The sequence below is a fragment of the Hymenobacter agri genome (assembly GCF_054778495.1).
The window spans coordinates 1-3764 of the sequence record NZ_BAAGZM010000421.1; the positions used below are offsets into that span (position 1 = coordinate 1).

A 3764-nucleotide genomic window follows, 5' to 3' on the forward strand; every position below is an offset into this window, starting at 1 on the left:
TGGCGGCGGCCAGCTCGGCCAGGCGGGCGCGCTCGTTGGGGTTTTGCAGGTCGCCGGTGGCGCCCACGGTGTAGTTGCTGGGCAGGGTAATGCTCACGTCGAACGAGCCGTACTCGGAGTAAAATTCGCCCTGGCTGAGGTAGGGGATGGGGTGCCAGCCGCGCCGGTCGAGCACCGCCGGCTTCGGAAACCACTGGCTCACCTGGTAGCTCTGGCCTACGTGGCCCATGCGCGAGTACGAGCCCGGCAGCTTCACCCGAAACGGCGTGGCGATGGTGGCAGCCGCGCCCGGCGCCAGTGGCTGCGGCAACAGCAGCTTGGCAATGTCGGGGTTCTTGGGGTCGAATTCGAGCTTCGCGGCCTGTCCATTCACCACGAAGCTGAGGCTGTCGATGAAGCCGCGCTGCTTCGGCGTAGCAAACAGAAAATTGCGGTTGCCCTGGCGCTGCTGCTCGCGGCCAAAGGCGGTGTTATTGTCGCGGTACGCGTTGGGCCAGAGGTGGAACCAGATGAATGACAGGGCCTGCGGCGAGTTGTTCTGGTACGTGAGCTCCTCCCGGCCGCGCAGGAAGTGGGCTTTGTCGTCGAGCCGCACGTCAATCGAATATTTCACTTCCTGCTGGAAGTAGGGGCCGGTGGCGGCTTTGGCGGCGGGCTTGGGCTGGGGTTTGGCTTTGGGGGCGCGCTGTGCCAGGGCGATGCCGGGCAGCAGGGCCAGCGAGAGGGCGAAGCGGAAACGTGTTTTCATCCGGATGCAAAGGCCAGTTGGAAGGGGAGCCGGCTACGGGGCGAAACTACGGCGGCGGGCGCAACTGCGGGGGAATAGCGTCTATCTTGCAACAAAAAGCTACTTTATGATGGAAACTGAAAAAATATTGCTAGAGGTTTTGAAAAAAGACAACATTGAACTTTCAAGCGAATTTCAAAGTGTGAAAATAATCGCGCAGGAGCTTGAGCTGTTTTTGAATCAAGAGCTTATTCAAAAAAAAATATTCATTACTCACAAAGTGGGAGCCAAAAGCAGTGAAATACAAGATATATTAATCGAAAAAGCTAAAGAGATGGGCTTTCAAAGTGAAGTAAAAGGCTTGTTTGCAAATTATCATACTCCAGCGCTGAGGCCAGATTATTATAAGCCTTTGGGAGATTCTAAAGGCATAATAATGGAAGTTGAGAGAGGGAAAACAACAATCAACAACATGGATTTGCTAGATGTATGGAAATGTCATATCTGTGAAAAGGCAAATTATTTGTTTCTCATAGTTCCTAAGAGCAGACAGAATAATAAGGGGGGTAAAAGTCAAACGTTTAATTTAGTTAAAAAAAGATTGAGCTCCTTTTTTAGATTGGAGAACTATCTAAACGTTGATGCAATATTCATATTTGGTTATTAATAATAATAATGTATTGAAACCTACCCTCACCCGCTTCCTCGACGCCCAGGCCAGCACCTACCAAACGGCCCTCGCCGAAATCAAAGCCGGCCGCAAGCGTAGCCATTGGATGTGGTTCATCTTCCCCCAGGTGCAGGGCCTGGGGCTGAGCGAAACGGCCCGTTTCTACGCCATTCAGGATGCGCGGGAGGCGGAGGCGTATGCCCGGCACCCGGTGCTGGGGCCGCGGCTGGTTGAAATCAGCACGGCGCTGCTGGGGCTGGCTTCGGGCGATGCCCACGCCATTATGGGCAGCCCGGATGATGTGAAGCTGCGCTCGTCGATGACGCTGTTTGCGGCCGTGGCGGGGGCCGACCCGGTGTTTGGGGCGGTGCTGGCAAAGTTCTTCGGCGGCCGGCGCGACGAGAAGACGCTGCGGATAATTGGGTCGCCCAACAGTAAGTAGTTGAAATTATCCTGCCTGGCAATAGCTATGGAAAAGTGGAAAATATTTGCAGTTATTTCCATGCTCTTCGCGGGCATGACTTCCGTCATTGCCAAATTCGGCATGAAAAACCTGAGCAGTGATGTGGCGCTGAGCATCCGGACGGCCGTGGTATTCGTGCTAGTGGTGGGCAATGCGTTTATTCTTAACAACGCGGTGGCCGAAATAAAGAATTCGCCGAAAAGCAACCTGCTGTTTCTGGCTATTTCGGGAGTTACCACCTCGCTGTCGTGGATATTTTATTACCGGGCCATGAAGGAAGGGGAAGTATCGTACGTGGCGAGCATCGACAAAGCCAGCATCGTGATTTCGCTGCTGCTCTCCTTCGTGGTGCTGAAAGAGCCGCTCACGCCCAAAATTGCGCTTGGGGCCGCTTTTATTCTGACCGGAATGTTTATTCTGGTCTGGAAATAAGCCAATAGGAAATCGGCGACAATAGCAGCGGCTTTATTCTTCGCGCGCCCGGCCCAGCAGGCGCACCGTGCCGTAGCCCAGCAGCAGGAACAACCCAAAAACCAGCGTTACGCCCCAGGTGCCAGGGAAGGAGAACGGGTGCAGCAGGCGGTCGACGATGTCGTAGAACAGCGTGAGGGGATTAGTAAGCACGTCCCAGGAATTGAAGCGCAGGTAGCGGCCCAGGTAAATGCCGAAGCTGCTGAGCAGCAGCGCCACCGTCGCAAACGCCCAGCCGGTGCCAGCCCCGAGCCGCTGCTGCACCAGCTGCTGCATATCGGCGAGGGAGGCGTAGGCGAGCATCAGGCCGTTCCAAGCACAGCTCAGAATCAGGGCCAGGTCGTACCACAGGGGCACGCCGGGGCGGTGGTCCAGATGAAATAAGTCGGTGAGAATGTAGGGCGCGTTCGGAAAAAACAGCAGCCACGCCGCCCCCGCCGGGAGCAGCACCCGCGCCCGCAGCGGCCCCCGCGCCGCGCCCAGCATGGTGCTAATGCCAAAGGGAATGATGGCCAGAAACAAATTCCAAATCAGGAATAGAAACGACAGCCGGCCGGTGAGCAGCACGCGCCCGGCAATGAGTAGCACGCTGAGGGCCAGCGAGGCCGCCAGCACGAAGGCCAGCGCCAGTCGGGTGCGCGTGAAAGGCTGAAGAGAAACGGGCTGGGCTTGCATGTTACTAAGATACGAGACGAAGCCAACGCCGGCGCCTAACTGTTTTCGGCGCCAGAAAATTGTGGCCGCATCCAGCACTGATATCCTGCTGCTGCGCCCAAGCTGGCATGCTGCCGACGCATTGCCCGGCGCCATTCATTCGGGCTTTCGGCGTAACCGGTTTGGGCTTGGCAAAGGGGCGGCGTGGTGGCTCCGCATCCTGCAGCGGGTGGCCGTGCGAAGAGAACGCAAAATCGAATGGCGGGCTTTTCCAATGAAAACAAGGCAATTGGGGCGCTGATTTTAACTGCGAACTGGTAGAACCCAGGCTGCCCCGCCAGCCGCAGCATAAGGCCAGGCCACCGGGGCAGGCGGTAAGCGGCTGCTTGGCCGATGGCCTGCCGGGTGAGCGAGTAGGTGTGGGTTTCGCCGTTGAAACTCACCAGTACGGCGCCGATTTTAGTGTGATTTCTCCGGCTTGAAACGCCAGTTCGGGCGTGCCAAACGAGCGCCGGGCAAAGCCCTTGAAATTGACCGGCCGCAGGGGCGGGGCCGTTGCACCAGCGGTAGTCACGTCAGGTGAGCGCGAGGGGCCAGCAAAGCCGGGCTCGCCCGCCCCGCCCATTTATGGCTAATTTTGCCCTGCCGGCCACGAGGGTCGGCGCGAGTTCCGGTTCCATGACGTTATCCTCTTCGCGGCAGCGGCCGTTGGGCTGGCTGCTGGCCAGCCTGCTTTTCAGCGGCAGCGCCCTGGCCCAAACGCCCGCCCGGCCCCAGCC

At 57.8% G+C, this 3764-nt stretch carries 5 protein-coding genes; 3 read left to right on the forward strand and 2 right to left on the reverse strand.

The features are described from left to right. Window positions 1-748: gluzincin family metallopeptidase (locus ACYVDE_RS16930; RefSeq protein ID WP_460502730.1), on the reverse strand; the 748-nt coding region annotated here is incomplete at its 3' end. 106 nt (window positions 749-854) lie between these two features. On the opposite strand from ACYVDE_RS16930, the gene ACYVDE_RS16935 reads away from it, so the two are divergent. From ACYVDE_RS16935 to ACYVDE_RS16945, 3 genes are all read left to right on the forward strand, one after another. Then, window positions 855-1394: a hypothetical protein gene (locus tag ACYVDE_RS16935; RefSeq protein WP_460502731.1), complete on the forward strand. Its 540-nt coding sequence runs from the start codon at window positions 855-857 to the stop codon at window positions 1392-1394. Between the two features lie 13 nt (window positions 1395-1407). Beyond that, window positions 1408-1839 (forward strand): DUF1810 domain-containing protein, encoded by a 432-nt coding sequence (locus ACYVDE_RS16940; RefSeq protein ID WP_460502732.1) that lies wholly within the window; start codon window positions 1408-1410, stop codon window positions 1837-1839. Window positions 1840-1914: 75 nt separating this feature from the next. Next, the gene (locus ACYVDE_RS16945) at window positions 1915-2292 is read left to right on the forward strand and encodes an EamA family transporter (protein WP_460502733.1); all 378 of its coding nucleotides are present in this window, start codon (window positions 1915-1917) and stop codon (window positions 2290-2292) included. A gap of 33 nt (window positions 2293-2325) precedes the next feature. On the opposite strand, the gene ACYVDE_RS16950 is transcribed toward ACYVDE_RS16945, so the two are convergent. Next, window positions 2326-3006 carry a DUF1361 domain-containing protein gene (locus ACYVDE_RS16950; RefSeq protein WP_460502734.1) on the reverse strand — a complete coding sequence of 227 codons (681 nt, stop codon included), beginning with the start codon at window positions 3004-3006 and terminating at the stop codon, window positions 2326-2328. Between the last annotated feature and the right edge of the window lie 758 nt (window positions 3007-3764).

Excerpts from the sequence above, each read along its gene's own strand:
- ACYVDE_RS16935 (WP_460502731.1), top strand. The coding sequence starts at position 855 with ATGATGGAAACTGAAAAAATATTGCTAGAGGTTTTGAAAAAAGACAAC.
- ACYVDE_RS16950 (WP_460502734.1), bottom strand. The coding sequence starts at position 3,006 with ATGCAAGCCCAGCCCGTTTCTCTTCAGCCTTTCACGCGCACCCGACTG.
- ACYVDE_RS16945 (WP_460502733.1), top strand. The coding sequence starts at position 1,915 with ATGACTTCCGTCATTGCCAAATTCGGCATGAAAAACCTGAGCAGTGAT.